This window comes from Paraburkholderia sp. GAS206C (assembly GCF_050435645.1).
Taxonomy (GTDB): domain Bacteria; phylum Pseudomonadota; class Gammaproteobacteria; order Burkholderiales; family Burkholderiaceae; genus Paraburkholderia; species Paraburkholderia phenazinium_B.
In genome coordinates, this window is sequence record NZ_JBNDKR010000003.1 from 266,385 (window position 1) to 279,697 (window position 13,313).

Consider the following 13,313-nt stretch of genomic DNA (forward strand, 5'->3'; position numbering starts at 1 on the left):
AACGCCTGCTGGTACAAGTTGCCGTAGGTGGTGTCGCGCGTTGCAACGGTCCTCCCGATCTTTCCGTTTTTCCATGAATTCCAGCGCTGAACCGCTTACTTTCGACATCGTCGCCCGCATCGCCGAATGCGCGCCGGAACTGCGTTCGGCCGAGCGCAAGGTGGCCGCGCTGATCCTCGACGACCTGACCGGCGCATCGCGCGCGAGCATCGGTGCGCTGGCGCAGCAGGCCGGCGTCAGCGTTGCCACCGTCACGCGCTTTGCCAAGGCGGTGGGTTGCCGCGACGTCCGCGAACTGAAGTTGCGGCTCGCCCAGGCGGCGGCGGTGGGGCAGCGTTTTCTGCAAGGCAACGCGGCAGCCGACGCGCCCGAACCGCTCGCCACCCGTGTGTTCGACGAAGTGCAGACCGCGCTCACGCACAACCACCAGTTGCTGTGCCAGGCACCCTTAGCCGAAGCGGCCGCCGCGTTGCGCGAGGCGCGCATGATCTACGTGTTCGGCATGGGCGGCGGTTCAACCGCGCTCGCCGATGAAATGCGTTTCCGTCTGGTGCGCCTCGGCCGACCCGTGGCAACCTACCAGGACGGCTTGCTGCAACGGATGGTGGCGAGTACGGTATCGCGCGAATGTGTCGTGATTGCGTTGTCGACCACGGGCCGTGTGCCCGAGATGGTGGAGAACTGCCGCATCGCGCGCAGTTACGGCGCGACATTGATTACGCTGACCGCACCCGCTTCGCCGCTGGCGCGGCTGGCGGACTGGGTGATCCCGATCGTCGCGTTCGAAACCGATTTCATTTACAAGCCATCGTCATCCCGATACGCGATGATGATGGCGCTTGACGTGCTCGTCACCGAACTTGCCGTTAGTCAGGGCGATGAGAGCCGCGAATTGCTGCGCCGCATGAAGCACGCGCTCGACGCGCACCGCGGCGGCGGCGACCGACAACCGTTAGGAGACTGACCCATGCATTCGCATCCTGAAGCGGCGGATACGCTGATCATCGACGCTCAACTGTACGACGGCACGGGCGCTCCGCCGGTCGAACGCGACGTGGCGGTGCGCGACGGCAAGATTGTGGCGATCGGCAACCTGTCGAACTGGCTGGCCGAAGAGATCATCGAAGCGAACGGCCGGGCGCTGGCGCCGGGCTTTATCGATGTCCACACGCACGACGACACTCACGTGATCCGCGCGCCGCAGATGCTCCCGAAGATCAGCCAGGGGGTGACGACGGTGATCGTCGGCAACTGCGGTATTAGCGCGTCGCCGGTCGAGTTGAAAGGTGATCCACCGGATCCGATGAATCTGCTGGGCGCGCGGGACGCGTTCAACTATCCGACCTTCGCCGCGTACGTGGAAGCGGTGAACGCGGCGCGCCCGGCGGTGAATGTGGGGGCGCTGATCGGACACACCGCGCTGCGCAACAACCAGATGGACCGCCTGGACCGCGCGGCGAGCGCACAGGAAATCGAAGGCATGCGCGCGCAACTCGAGGAGGCGCTGAAACACGGCGCACTCGGCCTGAGTTCGGGGCTGGCATACGGCTCGGCATTCGCGGCGCCGCCGGAGGAAGTGATGGCGCTGGCCGAACCGCTGGCGGCGGCGGGCGCGCTGTACACGACGCATATGCGCTCGGAGTTCGACACGATTCTCGACGCGATGGAGGAGGCTTACCAGGTGGGCCGCCATGCACGCGTGCCGGTGGTGATTTCGCATCTGAAGTGCGCGGGGCCGTCGAACTGGGGGCGCAGCGCCGAGGTGCTGAAGTCACTGGAAGGCGCACGCCGCCTGCAGCCGATCGGCTGCGACTGCTACCCGTATAACCGCAGTTCGTCGACGCTGGACCTGAGGCAGGTGACAGGCGAGATCGATATCACGATTACGTGGTCGGAACCGCATCCTGAGATGGCGGGCAAACTGGTGAAGGAGATTGCCGCCGAGTGGGGCGTGACGCAGCAGGAAGCGGGCAAGCGCCTGCAACCGGCGGGGGCGGTGTATCACAACATGTCGGAGGAGGACGTACGGCGCATCCTGTCGCATCCGGCATCGATGGTGGGTTCGGACGGTTTGCCGAACGATCCGCTGCCGCATCCACGCTTGTGGGGCGCGTTTCCTCGAGTGCTGGGGCACTACGTGCGGGATGCGGGATTGTTGCCGCTGGAGGAGGCGGTGCGCAAGATGACGAGTTTGTCGGCGCGGCGGTTTGGTTTGACGCAGCGGGGTGAGGTGCATATTGGCTACCACGCGGATCTGGTGTTGTTCGACCCGGCGCGGGTGCGGGATACGGCGACGTTCGACAAGCCGCTACAGCAGGCCGACGGGATTGACGCAGTTTGGGTGAATGGCGTGTTGTCGTATCGGGATGGTCAGCCGACCGGCGAGCGGGCGGGGCATTTTGTGGCGCGTGGTGAGGCATCGAAGGCAGATGCGCACGGCGCGTTTTGAGGGTTTGGTTTTTGGGTTTATTGATGCGGTGCGCTGTTGACGTTTGATCTGCGCGCCGCTGGATCTTATAAGGAGTGTTTGTGATGAAGCGATATGGCGTTGAGGGTGGCAAGGGGACTGGCGGGCAACATATGCCGTTCGCGCGTGCGGTAGAGGCGGATGGCTGGTTGTTTGTGTCGGGGCAGACGCCGATGGAGAATGGCGAGGTGATCGAAGGCGGGATTGTGGCGCAGTCGCACAAGGCGATTCAGAATGTTTTTGCCATTCTCAAAGAGGCCGGCTATGGCGCCGAGCATGTGGTTCGGTGTGGGGTTTGGTTGGATGATCCGCGGGATTTTGCTTCGTTTAATAAGGTGTTCCGGGAGTATTTCGGGGAGAATCCGCCAGCGCGGGCGTGTGTGGTTTCTAGTATGGTGATTGACTGTAAGGTTGAGGTTGATTGCGTTGCTTATAAGGGGAAGGGTTAAGGGTTTGGTTTTTTGGGTTTTGCCTGCGCGGCGCTTTGGTGGTTGTTCTTGCTGCTTTGGCCTTTCCTTGCATTGTTATCGGTCTATTGGCGTTGCCCCTGTGCGGGGCGGCACTTACTTTCTTTGCCGCCGCAAAGAAAGTAAGCAAAGAAAGCGGGCTTCAAACCGCTAGCCTGTAGGTGTCCATCACTGGCATCAAGCCAAAGTGGTCCGCGCACGGGACCGCTCCTCGCACAGCTTGCATTAGTGACAAAGGACTCATCCGTTCCAGCGTCGCGCTGCGCGCCCCGCCGTCGGGCATAACGCCTTCTGCAAAGTCTGTAGGAAATCTAACTTTATTGGGGCGTGAATTCGATTGGCCGGGATGTCAAAATCGGTTTGCGCGCGAGAGCAGAGAATTGAGTGCGCTCCGCGGCTCGCCTCGTCAAGCTGATGTAGTTTGTCAAGCATTGGACATACGGGTCGGCCATTATGCCGCGCAAGCCCGCTTTCCTAGGTATACCCATCCGCGACGCACGCAGTGCGGAGCGGGATGAATGAGTCCTTTGTCACTAACGCGGGTGGTTGCGAGGGACGATTTTGTGCGCGGACCACTCTGTGTTCACGCGAGTGGTGGACACCTACAGGCTAGCGGTTGCAAGCCCGCTTTCTTTGCTTACTTTCTTTGCGGCGGCAAAGAAAGTAAGTGCCGCCCCGCACAGGGGCATCGCTAATAGACCAATAACAACGCAAGGAAAGGCCAACACAACAGAAGCACCCGCCAAACCAAGGCGCCGCAGGCAAACCCGCATTACTGCCGCGCCGTGCGGCAATTATCCGGCATGGGCAAATTAAAGTTAGTCCGGAACGGATTAATATCAAGCCCCCCACGTCGCGTGTAGCGAGCATAAACGGCGAGTTTCAGCGGCTTGCAAACCTTAAGAACGTCAACAAAAATCCGCTCAACGCACTGCTCATGAAACCCGGTGTGATTCCGATACGAAACGATATACCGCAGGAGCCCAGCATGATCAATCTGCGGTCCAACGTAATGAATCTGCACACTCCCCCAATCAGGCTGCCCGGTAACGGGACAATTCGACTTGAGCAGATTAGAAAACACGGTCTCCTCAACAGGAGCCTCCTCAAGCGCAGCCTTGAGCAACGAAGGATCAGGATGATAAACATCAGTATCAAGATCCAACCGATCCAGCGGCGTGCCTTCAAACTCATCCAGCTGCAACTTGCCAAAATCCATCGGCCCAGTCAGATGCACTGAAACCGTAGCGCCGCAGGCAGCAGAAACATCCCGCTTGATCGTATCCCGCACCGCCTCAAACGACTCAAACGAACTCTGCGCGAACGACCCCAGGTACAACTTGAACGACTTCGATTCGACAATATTCGGCGAGTCCGCCGGCACATAAAAAGTCGCCACCGCAATCTGCGGCTTGCCGCGCCCATTCAGCCAGGAAAGCTCGTAAGCATTCCAGATATCCGTCCCGAAGAACGGCAACTGCGCCCCAATGCCAATCGCCTCGCGCGCGGTCTTGCGTGCGATCGGAAAGAGCAGCGTCGCGTCGTACTGTTCGGTATAGGTGGCAGGTTTGCCCAGCGGTGATTGTTCGGGTGTCATGATGCGTTCACGATGCCACTCAGCACGTGCCCCGTCGCCGTCACGACGCGGGCCGATTCGCAGTGGCCAATTTGATCGTCGAAGAAAAAGTCCGGCTCGAACTCACGCAAAAATGCGCTCTTGTCGAGACCGCCCAGGAACATCGCTTCGTCGATTTCGATGTTCCACGCCATCAGCGTACGGATCGCCCTTTCATGCGCCGGTGCCGAACGCGCCGTTACCAGCGCCGTCCGGATATGCATTGGTGCTGCCTGCGTTGGCGCAGCCTCGTCCGCCACATTCTGCAAACGGTGCAGCGCCTCCAGTAACGGCTTGAGCGGCCCGTCGGCTAACGGTAGATCCTTGTTGTGGATCTCATGGCCCAAAAACGCCCGCAAGCCTTCCTGCTGAAATACGCGCTCGGCTTCGTCGGAAAACAGCACGGCGTCGCCGTCGAAGGCAATGCGGATTTCGTCCGGATACTTGCTCGCCATTTTCGCCGATTCCGGCAATACGCGCGCAGCCGGAAATCCGGCGGCCAGCGCATCGCGCACGTCGTCCTGATTGGCGGACAGAAACAGCGATGCGTTCAGCGGTTTCAGATACCCAAACGGCGCACGTCCACGCGTAAAGACGCCGCGCTCGATCGCGAGGCCGTGTTCGCGGCACGAGTGAAACGCGCGCAGTCCGCTAATGGGATCGCTACGCGACAGGATCACCACCTCCACCCGGTGCGCGCCCGCGTTCAGCGCCAGCAGCTTGCGAATCAGCGGAAACGCCACGCCCGGTTTGGCGGGCACACTGAGCCGCTCACGCTGCAGCGTTTCGTAGCTGTGCAGGTCGCCTTCTTCGTACACGCGGTTCTCTTCTTCGAAGTCGAACAGCGCGCGCGATGAAATCGCGACCACCAGCTTGTCCTGAAGCGTGAATGCCATCGGCGAGGTCCTGTCAGCCTAGGCGAGGAACAACCGGTACACCGGGTTCGTCGTCTCTTCCCAGTACGGATAGCCGAGCGTCGCGAGGAAGCGGTCGAACTCGGGGTTCTCCGTGCCGGGCACCTGGATGCCAACGAGGATCGAGCTGTAATCCGCGCCCTGGTTCCGGTAATGGAACAGGCTGATATTCCAGTTCGGCGCCATCGACGACAGGAATTTCATCAACGCACCCGGCCGTTCCGGGAATTCGAAGCGGAACAGGCGCTCGTCATGCGCGAGCGGCGAACGGCCGCCCACCATGTAACGGATATGCTGCTTCGACAGTTCGTCGCTGGTCAGATCGACGGTGGCAAAGCCGTGCGCCTCGAAGGCGCCCGCGATCTGCGCCGACTCGCTGCGGTTCCTGATCTGCACGCCCACGAAGATATGCGCGGAACTCGCTTCGGCGATACGGTAGTTGAATTCGGTAACGCTGCGAGTGCCGACCAGTTCGCAGAAGCGTTTGAAGCTGCCGCGCTCTTCCGGGATCGTCACGGCGAACACCGCTTCGCGTGCCTCGCCGACCTCGGCGCGTTCGGCCACGAAACGCATCCGGTCGAAATTCATATTCGCGCCGGAGGTGATGGCGATCAGCGTCTGATCCTCGATGCCCTCGCGCTCCGCGTATTGTTTCGCACCTGCCACCGCCAGCGAGCCCGCGGGTTCCAGCACGCTACGCGTGTCCTGGAACACGTCCTTGATCGCCGCGCACAGGGCGTCGGTGTTCACGATCAGCACGTCGTCGAGGTATTCGCGGCACAGCCGGAACGTTTCCTCGCCAACCAGTTTCACCGCAGTGCCGTCGGAAAAGAGACCCACTTCATTCAGCGTGACACGCTCGCCGGCCTTCAGGGACTGTGCCATCGCACAGGAGTCGTCGGTCTGCACGCCGATCACCTTGATCTCCGGGCGCACCGACTTGACGTATGCGGCAACCCCAGCCGCAAGACCACCGCCGCCGATCGGCACGAAGATCGCGTGAATGGGCCCTTGATGCTGGCTCAGGATCTCCATCGCCACCGTGCCCTGGCCGGCAATCACATACGGATCGTCGAACGGATGCACGAACGTCAGGCCGCGCTCTTCCTGTAGCTTGGCGGCGTACGTATAGGCGTCGCTGTACGACTCGCCCACCTGCACGACTTCGACCGTGGGGCCGCCATGCGAGCGCACCGCGTCGACCTTCACCTGCGGGGTTGTCACTGGCACCACGATAATCGCCTTCACGCCCATGCGTGCCGCCGACAGCGCGACGCCCTGTGCGTGATTGCCCGCCGAAGCCGTAATCACACCGCGCTCCAGCGCTTCGGCCGGAATGTGCGCCATCTTGTTATATGCGCCACGTACCTTGAACGAGAACACCGGCTGGTTGTCTTCGCGCTTCAGGTAAATCGGGTTGCGCAGCCGTGCCGACAGATTCGGCGCATGTTCGAGTTCGGTCTCGTGGGCGACGTCATAGACGCGCGCGGTCAGGATTTTCTTCAGATAGTCGTGGGAAGCCATGCGGGTGGCGCGGTGCGCTGTGTGAGACGGGAAAGGTCAATGATAGCGCCAACGGCCCGCGCTCTGGCCTCGGCCGTATGGCCAACGCGCAGGAAAGATCCGGAAACACCACCCGCCCGACCGTTCGGTCGAAGAATTGTGGACTCACCAGTTTGAACATATTTCCTCGCCTGGTCGTGTAAAAGCCCTGCTAGAGCGTGATTCGAGCGTCAACGCGCGTGCGGATCATGCGGTAGAATTCGATTTTGGAACAAGGATCGGAAGATGCACTGGCAGCCTCAGATCGCCCATTTGATGCCCGTCCCGCGTGGGTCCCGTCCCGCGGCGCAGAGGCACGTCTGTTGTGCGCGATCGTGTAGCTGCATCTGAGTGCCACGAAGCGGCCGGCGTGTATCGCCCGCCGGCAGGTGCTTCGGCCAACTAGAAGATTTCCAGAATTGCGCCCCACGCGCACCGTCAGCCAGCGCCTCCTCAATCGTCATTAGCGAGCGCGCCCAGTTGACCTACCGAGTCGTCCAAACATGAACGCACCTCAAGTATTCGATCCGCACGGAGCCGCCGCTGCGGTGGCCGCCGCCCCTGAAGCGCGTCTGCGCGAAATTCCCTATAACTACACCTCGTTTTCCGACCGTGAGATCGTTATCCGCCTGCTGGGTAACGAAGCGTGGGATGCGCTGGCCGAGTTGCGCGCCGAACGGCGCACCGGCCGCTCGGCACGCATGCTGTACGAAGTGCTCGGCGACATCTGGGTGGTCCGCCGCAATCCTTACCTGCAGGACGACCTGCTCGACAATCCCAAGCGCCGTGTGTTGCTGATCGAAGCGTTGCACCATCGTCTGTCGGAGATCGAGAAACGGCGTCGCGCCGACTTGACCGAACACGGCGACGAAGCGGGGGTAGACCGCGCTGCACGCGTGGAAACGCTAGTGGTTGCGGCGCGCCGCGCCGTGGATGACTTCGCCAACGAGTTCGACAAGACCGCTGAGCTGCGCCGCCGTGCCACCAAGGTGCTGGGCCGCGTCACGCAGAAAGACAACATCAAGTTCGACGGGCTGTCACGCGTCTCGCATGTGACCGATGCGACCGACTGGCGCGTCGAATATCCGTTTGTCGTGCTGACGCCGGACACGGAAGTCGAGATCGCTGGCATGATCAAGGCCTGCTTCGAACTCGGTCTGACGGTGATTCCGCGAGGGGGCGGCACGGGTTACACGGGTGGGGCGGTGCCGCTCACGCCGTTCTCTGCGGTCATCAATACCGAAAAGCTCGAGCAACTCGACGCGGTCGAATTGACCGACCTGCCTGGCGTGCCGAACAAGGTCGCGACCATTTTCTCGGGCGCTGGTGTCGTCACGCGCCGCGTGACTGAAGCCGCCGAGCAGGCTGGTTACGTGTTCGCGGTTGATCCGACCTCGCTCGACGCCTCATGCATTGGCGGCAACGTCGCCATGAACGCAGGTGGCAAGAAGGCCGTGCTGTGGGGCACGGCGCTGGACAATCTCGCCTGGTGGCGCATGGTCGACCCGGAAGGCAACTGGCTCGAAGTCACGCGCCTTGACCACAACATGGGCAAGATCCATGACATCGAGGTGGCCCGCTTCGAACTGAAGTGGTTCGACGGCGAATACGCGCCCGGTGAAAAGCTGCTGCGCACCGAATCGCTCGACATCAAGGGCCGTGTGTTCCGCAAGGAAGGCCTCGGCAAGGACGTCACGGATAAATTCCTCGCCGGCCTGCCTGGTATCCAGAAGGAAGGATGCGACGGCCTGATCACGTCGGCGCGCTGGGTGCTGCACAAGATGCCGGCCCATACGCGTACCGTCTGCCTCGAATTCTTCGGCCAGGCGCGCGATGCGATTCCGAGCATCGTCGAAATCAAGGACTACCTGTTCGAAACGTCGAAGCAGGGCGGTGCGATTCTCGCCGGCCTCGAACACCTCGACGAACGCTATCTGCGCGCAGTCGGCTACGCGACCAAGAGCAAGCGCAACGCGTTTCCGAAGATGGTGCTGATCGGCGATATCGTCGGTAACGATGCGGATGCGGTGGCGCAAGCCACCTCGGAAGTCGTGCGCATGGCTAACGGCAAGAGCGGCGAAGGCTTCGTCGCGGTGAACGCCGAGGCGCGCAAGCGCTTCTGGCTCGACCGCAGCCGCACGGCCGCGATTGCGAAGCACACCAACGCGTTCAAGATCAACGAAGACGTGGTGATTCCGCTCAACCGCATGGGCGAGTACACGGACGGGATCGAGCGCATCAACATCGAACTGTCGATCAAGAACAAGCTGCAACTGCTCGACGCGCTCGAAACGTTCTTCAAGGGCGGCAAGCTGCCGCTCGGCAAGAGCGACGATGCCAACGAGATTCCAAGCGCCGAACTGCTGGAAGACCGCGTGCAGCATGCGCTCGAGTTGCTCAAGCAGGTCCGCGCGCGCTGGGAATTTCTGCGCGACAAGCTCGATCTGTCGTTGCGCGAGGCGCAGCACTACATGGTTCAGCTCGGCTACGCGGGGCTCGCGGAGAAGTTCGCGGACCGCGTCGATGCGCAGCCTAGCGTGACGGTCTTCGACGTGACGCAGGACCGTACGGTGCGCGTGTCGTGGAAGCAGGAAGTTCGTGCGGAGTTGCGCCAGATCTTCAACGGCGGCGAATTCAAGCCGATCCTCGAAGAAGCACAGGCCATTCATAAGCGCGTGTTGCGCGGCCGCGTGTTCGTCGCGCTGCACATGCACGCGGGTGACGGCAACGTGCACACGAACATCCCTGTCAACTCCGACAACTACGAGATGCTGCAGGACGCGCACACGGCCGTCGCGCGCATCATGAAGCTGGCGCGCTCGCTCGACGGCGTGATTTCGGGTGAGCACGGCATCGGCATTACCAAGCTCGAATTCCTGACCGAGGACGAGATTGGCGAATTCCGCAAGTACAAGCAGCGCGTCGATCCGCACGGCCGGTTCAATGCCGGCAAGCTGCTCGAAGGTGCGGATCTGCGCAATGCCTACACGCCGAGCTTCGGGCTGATGGGCTATGAGTCGCTGATCATGCAGCAGAGCGATATCGGCGCGATCTCCGAGTCGATCAAGGACTGCCTGCGTTGCGGCAAGTGCAAGCCGGTGTGCGCGACCCACGTGCCGCGCGCCAACCTGCTGTACAGCCCGCGCAACAAGATTCTCGCCACGTCGCTGCTGGTCGAGGCGTTCCTGTACGAAGAGCAGACGCGCCGCGGCGTGTCCATCAAGCACTGGGACGAGTTCAACGACGTCGCCGATCACTGCACGGTCTGTCACAAATGCGTGACGCCGTGTCCGGTGAAGATCGACTTCGGCGATGTCACGATGAACATGCGCAACCTGCTGCGCAAGATGGGCAAGAAGAAGTTCAACGCGGGCAACGCGGCCGGCATGTTCTTCCTCAACGCCACCAATCCGCAGACCATTAACCTCGCGCGCACCGCGATGATGGGCATCGGCTACAAGGCGCAGCGTCTCGGCAACGACGTGCTGAAGAAGTTCGCGAAGAAGCAGACGGCGCATCCGCCCGCTACCGTCGGCAAGCCGAAGGCGGTGGAGCAGGTGATCCACTTCATGAACAAGAAGATGCCGGGCAATCTGCCGAAGAAGACGGCGCGCGCGTTGCTGGACATCGAAGACAACAAGATCGTGCCGATCATCCGCAATCCGAAGACCACTACGGCGGATACGGAAGCGGTGTTCTATTTCCCGGGCTGCGGCTCCGAGCGTCTGTTCTCGCAGGTGGGCCTGGCGACCCAGGCCATGCTGTGGGAAGCGGGCGTGCAGACGGTGCTGCCGCCGGGTTATCTGTGCTGCGGTTATCCACAGCGCGGTTCGGGCCAGTTCGACAAGGCGGAGAAGATTGTCACGGATAACCGTGTGCTGTTCCACCGCGTCGCCAACACGCTGAACTACCTCGACATCAAGACGGTGGTGGTGTCGTGTGGCACGTGTTACGACCAGCTCGCCGGTTATGAATTCGAAAAGATTTTTCCCGGTTGCCGGATTATCGACATTCACGAATTCCTGCTCGAGAAGGGCATGAAGCTCGATGGCGTCAATGGCATGCGTTACATGTATCACGACCCATGCCACACGCCGATCAAGACGATGGACCCGGTGAAGCTGGTCAATCAGTTGATGGGCTCGGAGAAGGACGGCTACAAGATCGAGAAGAACGATCGGTGCTGTGGCGAATCCGGCACACTCGCGGTGACGCGTCCGGACATCTCGACGCAGGTCCGTTTCCGCAAGGAAGAGGAAATCCGCAAGGGCGCGGCCAAGCTGCGCGGCATTCCGCTGGTGGCGGAAGCTGGCGCCAACGGGATCAACCCGGCCAATGCTTCGGCCGGTGCAGCGGGCGCGCCGGATGGCTCGGTGCTCAAGGCCGGCGACGGTCCGACGCCCAACGGCGCCACCGAAATCAAGATCCTCACGAGCTGCCCGTCCTGCCTGCAAGGGCTGTCGCGCTACAACGAGGACGCCAACATCGAGGCGGACTACATCGTCGTCGAGATGGCGCGCCACGTGCTGGGTGAAGACTGGATGGCCGATTACGTCCAGCGTGCGAACAATGGCGGAATCGAGCGCGTGCTGGTTTAATGGCACGACTGACGATTTCCGCTTGAGGACGACGATGGACTGTGTATTTTGCCGTGAAGATGGCGGCGACGTGCTGTGGCAGGACGATACGATGCGTGTCGTCCTTGCCGACGAACACGATTACCCGGGCTTCTGCCGGGTGATCTGGAACAAGCACGTTGCCGAGTTTTCGGATCTTGCCGAGAGCGATCGCGACCGTGTGATGCGTGCGGTGTATGCGGTCGAACGCGCCATGCGGCGCATCCTGCAACCGGTCAAGGTGAATCTGGCGAGCCTCGGCAACCAGGTGCCGCACGTGCACTGGCACGTGATTCCGCGTTTCTCTAACGACGCCCATTTCCCACTGCCGATCTGGGCGCCGCGCCAGCGCACGGTGTCGGAGGCGCTGCTGTCGTCACGCCGGGCGCAGGCGACGTTGCTGCGCGATGCGGTGCGGCAGGAAATCGAACAAGCTTTGGCCTGAGGTCAACATGAGTGGACTGACTCGCGACACACCGGTGCCAACCGGCGTGGTGGTACACGCCAAATCGCACGCGCTCGAACTGCAATACGCAAACGGCGAATCGTTCCGCGTGCCGTTCGAATTACTGCGGGTGTACTCGCCCTCGGCGGAAGTGCGTGGCCACGGGCCGGGGCAGGAGACGCTGCAGACCGGCAAGCGCGAGGTGACGATCACCGCCATCGAGGGCGTGGGCAACTATGCGTTGCAGCCGACCTTCTCGGATGGTCACTCTACCGGGCTCTATTCGTGGGATCTGCTGTATGACATCGCCACCCGCCAGGATGAACTCTGGCGCGAATATCTCGACAAACTGAAAGCGGCCGGCGTCGACCGCGACGCGCCGATGGCGTCAGCCAGCGCCCCGCACGGTCATTGTCACTGATACGATTCGGCCTGACGCCACACTGATGCGGCGCAACATTCAAAAATACGCGAAAGGACGAACGCGATGAGCAAAACCCACTTCGGCTTTCAGACGGTAGACGAACAGGAAAAAGCGCAGAAGGTGGCCGGCGTGTTCCACTCTGTCGCCTCCAACTACGACCTGATGAACGACCTGATGTCAGGCGGTCTGCACCGGGCGTGGAAAATGTTCACGATTGCACAGGCGAATGTCCGGCCGGGCTATAAGGTGTTGGATATCGCCGGCGGCACGGGTGACCTGTCCAAGGAATTCGCCAAAAAGGCGGGGCCGACCGGCGAGGTCTGGCACACGGACATCAATGAATCGATGCTGCGCGTGGGCCGCGACCGCCTGCTCGATAAAGGCATCGTGACGCCGGCGCTGTTGTGCGACGCGGAAAAAATCCCCTTTCCAGACAACTACTTCGACGTGGTGACGGTAGCGTTCGGCTTGCGCAACATGACCCACAAGGATATCGCGCTGGCAGAAATGCGCCGCGTGCTGAAGCCGGCTGGCCGTCTGCTGGTGCTCGAATTCTCGAAGGTGTGGGATCCGCTGAAAAAAGTCTACGACGTCTATTCGTTCAAGGTGCTGCCGTGGCTCGGCGACCGTTTTGCGAAAGACGCGGAGAGCTACCGCTACCTGGCGGAATCGATCCGGATGCACCCGGACCAGGAAACTTTAAAGACGATGATGGAACAAGCTGGCCTCGACGGCGTCAAATATTACAATCTGTCAGCTGGTGTGGTAGCTTTACACGTGGGGACCAAATACTAGGGTCCCTAACCCATCGTTTTTAAAGGAA

Annotated in this window: 10 protein-coding genes; 7 read left to right on the forward strand and 3 right to left on the reverse strand. The window is 61.4% G+C overall.

Translation table 11 applies throughout. From position 1 onward, the window contains the following. Positions 1–73: 73 nt before the first annotated feature. The 3 genes from P3T20_RS09560 to P3T20_RS09570 all read left to right on the forward strand — a co-directional run bounded on the left by P3T20_RS09560 (position 74) and on the right by P3T20_RS09570 (position 2,916). Complete coding sequence (locus P3T20_RS09560; RefSeq protein ID WP_074263350.1) at positions 74–964, forward strand: MurR/RpiR family transcriptional regulator; 891 nt, start codon at positions 74–76, stop codon at positions 962–964. Positions 965–967: 3 nt separating this feature from the next. After that, positions 968–2,449, forward strand: a complete 1,482-nt coding sequence (locus tag P3T20_RS09565) for an N-acyl-D-amino-acid deacylase family protein (RefSeq protein ID WP_074263351.1) — start codon at positions 968–970, stop codon at positions 2,447–2,449. An 83-nt stretch (positions 2,450–2,532) separates the two neighbouring features. Beyond that, positions 2,533–2,916, forward strand: coding sequence for a RidA family protein (locus P3T20_RS09570; RefSeq protein WP_074263352.1), 384 nt, complete (start codon positions 2,533–2,535; stop codon positions 2,914–2,916). Between the two features lie 790 nt (positions 2,917–3,706). Here P3T20_RS09570 and queF read toward each other — a convergent pair. From queF to ilvA, 3 genes are read right to left on the reverse strand one after another with little or no spacing between them, the layout of a single operon-like run. Continuing rightward, a complete protein-coding gene (gene queF, locus P3T20_RS09575) occupies positions 3,707–4,531 on the reverse strand; it encodes an NADPH-dependent 7-cyano-7-deazaguanine reductase QueF (RefSeq protein ID WP_074263353.1) in 825 nt (274 codons plus the stop codon). Next, positions 4,528–5,445 (reverse strand): 5'-nucleotidase, encoded by a 918-nt coding sequence (locus tag P3T20_RS09580; RefSeq protein WP_074263354.1) that lies wholly within the window; start codon positions 5,443–5,445, stop codon positions 4,528–4,530. The genes queF and P3T20_RS09580 overlap by 4 nt, the downstream gene beginning before the upstream one ends. An 18-nt stretch (positions 5,446–5,463) precedes the next feature. Next, on the reverse strand, positions 5,464–6,987 hold the full coding sequence (ilvA, locus tag P3T20_RS09585; RefSeq protein ID WP_074263355.1) for a threonine ammonia-lyase, biosynthetic: 1,524 nt from the start codon (positions 6,985–6,987) through the stop codon (positions 5,464–5,466). Positions 6,988–7,508: 521 nt separating this feature from the next. On the opposite strand from ilvA, the gene P3T20_RS09590 reads away from it, so the two are divergent. The 4 genes from P3T20_RS09590 (at position 7,509) to ubiE (ending at position 13,285) form a co-directional block, all read left to right on the forward strand. Beyond that, positions 7,509–11,603 carry a DUF3683 domain-containing protein gene (locus tag P3T20_RS09590; protein WP_074263356.1) on the forward strand — a complete coding sequence of 1,365 codons (4,095 nt, stop codon included), beginning with the start codon at positions 7,509–7,511 and terminating at the stop codon, positions 11,601–11,603. A gap of 34 nt (positions 11,604–11,637) precedes the next feature. After that, positions 11,638–12,066 (forward strand): HIT family protein, encoded by a 429-nt coding sequence (locus P3T20_RS09595; RefSeq protein ID WP_074263357.1) that lies wholly within the window; start codon positions 11,638–11,640, stop codon positions 12,064–12,066. 7 nt (positions 12,067–12,073) lie between these two features. Continuing rightward, positions 12,074–12,487, forward strand: a complete 414-nt coding sequence (locus P3T20_RS09600; protein ID WP_074263358.1) for a gamma-butyrobetaine hydroxylase-like domain-containing protein — start codon at positions 12,074–12,076, stop codon at positions 12,485–12,487. Positions 12,488–12,553: 66 nt separating this feature from the next. Next, the gene (gene ubiE, locus P3T20_RS09605) at positions 12,554–13,285 is read left to right on the forward strand and encodes a bifunctional demethylmenaquinone methyltransferase/2-methoxy-6-polyprenyl-1,4-benzoquinol methylase UbiE (protein WP_074263359.1); all 732 of its coding nucleotides are present in this window, start codon (positions 12,554–12,556) and stop codon (positions 13,283–13,285) included. Positions 13,286–13,313: the final 28 nt, after the last annotated feature.

What these genes read in the sequence shown, in the direction of transcription:
- queF (WP_074263353.1), bottom strand. Translation starts at nt 4,531, where the DNA reads ATGACACCCGAACAATCACCGCTGGGCAAACCTGCCACCTATACCGAA.
- ubiE (WP_074263359.1), top strand. Translation starts at nt 12,554, where the DNA reads ATGAGCAAAACCCACTTCGGCTTTCAGACGGTAGACGAACAGGAAAAA.
- P3T20_RS09590 (WP_074263356.1), top strand. Translation starts at nt 7,509, where the DNA reads ATGAACGCACCTCAAGTATTCGATCCGCACGGAGCCGCCGCTGCGGTG.
- P3T20_RS09570 (WP_074263352.1), top strand. Translation starts at nt 2,533, where the DNA reads ATGAAGCGATATGGCGTTGAGGGTGGCAAGGGGACTGGCGGGCAACAT.
- P3T20_RS09595 (WP_074263357.1), top strand. Translation starts at nt 11,638, where the DNA reads ATGGACTGTGTATTTTGCCGTGAAGATGGCGGCGACGTGCTGTGGCAG.
- P3T20_RS09565 (WP_074263351.1), top strand. Translation starts at nt 968, where the DNA reads ATGCATTCGCATCCTGAAGCGGCGGATACGCTGATCATCGACGCTCAA.
- P3T20_RS09560 (WP_074263350.1), top strand. Translation starts at nt 74, where the DNA reads ATGAATTCCAGCGCTGAACCGCTTACTTTCGACATCGTCGCCCGCATC.
- P3T20_RS09580 (WP_074263354.1), bottom strand. Translation starts at nt 5,445, where the DNA reads ATGGCATTCACGCTTCAGGACAAGCTGGTGGTCGCGATTTCATCGCGC.
- ilvA (WP_074263355.1), bottom strand. Translation starts at nt 6,987, where the DNA reads ATGGCTTCCCACGACTATCTGAAGAAAATCCTGACCGCGCGCGTCTAT.
- P3T20_RS09600 (WP_074263358.1), top strand. Translation starts at nt 12,074, where the DNA reads ATGAGTGGACTGACTCGCGACACACCGGTGCCAACCGGCGTGGTGGTA.